The sequence below is a fragment of the Microcoleus sp. D3_18_C2 genome (assembly GCF_036702395.1).
In the GTDB taxonomy this organism is placed as follows: Bacteria; Cyanobacteriota; Cyanobacteriia; order Cyanobacteriales; family Microcoleaceae; genus Microcoleus.
Window position 1 is genome coordinate 123820 of record NZ_JAUBTG010000009.1, and the last position, 1184, is coordinate 125003.

Sequence of the window (1184 nt, forward strand, 5' to 3'; positions counted from 1 at the left end):
GGGCAACGACAAAGTTCAAGGCGGCGATGATGATGACGAGATCGAAGGTGGTCTAGGAACCAATACTCTAATTGGGGGTAGTGGAAAGGATCGCTTTATTTACCGCACTTCTCGCCAAGAGATTCAAACAGTTGTAGAAGCTGACTTTATTACTGACTTTAGTGTCGATGACGATGTTTTAGAGCTTTCTACGGCAGCTTTTGGTAATCTCACCGTTTCTAGCTTGACCCGACTGGAGATTACTGCTACTTCTACTGTGGGGTCGATCGGCAGCGCTAACTTGCTCGATTTCAGCCTGGATACCACTGTTAACAGCATCGCGTCTTTGCAAGCGCGGTTTATAGCTTTGGGTGGCAACCGAGAAGCGCCTACTTTCTGTCAGTTTATAGATGCCGAGACCGGTCGTGCTGTACTGGTATTTGCTGTTGGGGCGCGCTTTGAAGTTCTCACGAGTTTCTCGGCAAGCATTCGCCTGCAAGTCAGTAACTTTGTCTTCAGCGGCACGTCACTAAATGTTCCTGTCGGTACTGCTGGTGCTGACAATGTGAATTTCGGCACTTATCCGGCTGCCGTTAATTTCGATGGTTTAGCAGGCGATGACAACATTGTCGGCAGCAATTTTAACGATACCATCCTTGGCGGCGACGGCAACGATACCATCACCGGCGGCCTTGGTTTGGATGTCATAAGCGGCGGCAGTGGTGCGGATCTGTTTGTTTACAGGACAACGAAAGAAGGCGGCGATAAAATTGCTGACTTTACTGTTGGGGTGGACAAATTCGAGTTTAGCGCGAGCGCTTTCGGCAATTTGACTACGACTAACTTTGACGGTGTTAGCGGTTCAACTCCTGACATTACTGGCAAAGAGTTAGTGATTTTCACAGGTGGCAGTTATGCCTCTTTGCAAGATGCACAAGCTAAAGCCCTGGGCAATTCTACAACTGCTGGTTTCTTCGCCTTTACTAATGCGTCGAACGAAACAGAGTTGTATTTTGACTCGAACGGTACCGTAGCCGGTGGTTCGACCTTGATTGCGAATCTGGGTACTGCTGCTAGCAATCTGGGAACGGCGGACTTTGTATTTACAGGTACGATCGCATCTCCTGCTGGTACTACTACCAACTCAGGTAGCGTGGCCGATTTAACTGCTGCTGGAAACACTTTCCCAAGCGACTTTAACAATT

At 48.6% G+C, this 1184-nt stretch carries 1 protein-coding gene; it reads left to right on the forward strand.

The genetic code is table 11. From position 1 onward, the window contains the following. A partial coding sequence (locus QUA88_RS08750; protein ID WP_445251567.1) for a calcium-binding protein occupies positions 1-1184 on the forward strand: 1184 nt, incomplete at both ends.